This is a genomic window from Citrobacter sp. Cpo103 (assembly GCF_030332605.1).
GTDB classification, from domain to species: Bacteria; Pseudomonadota; Gammaproteobacteria; order Enterobacterales; family Enterobacteriaceae; genus Citrobacter; species Citrobacter portucalensis.
In genome coordinates this window covers 1-241 of record NZ_JAOWHO010000005.1, presented here as the reverse complement: position 1 = coordinate 241, position 241 = coordinate 1, and the positions used below count along the sequence as shown (strand labels likewise).

Sequence of the window (241 nt, the reverse complement as noted above, 5' to 3'; positions counted from 1 at the left end):
CGTTGCCATGCTCGTCCGTGGTATGGATGCTGGCATGAATCACCGGGTTGTTGACCAGGTTCTGGGTATCCACCGGGATACGGTAGACCAGATTGCCGTTCGCCAGCTTCTCCACTTCCCCCGAATAATGTTGACCATTAATCACCAGCTGAACGGTGTCATGCTCTTTTGCATCTCCGCTCACCGTGCCACTGATGGTGGTCTTGCCGTGATTGTCCGTCGATTCCTTGATGTTGATAAA

The 241-nt window shown here is 52.7% G+C and carries 1 protein-coding gene; it reads right to left on the bottom strand.

The annotated features are described in order from the left end of the window. The coding region (locus tag OGX89_RS00025) for an Ig-like domain-containing protein (protein WP_286559675.1) at window positions 1–241 on the bottom strand (241 nt) is incomplete at both ends.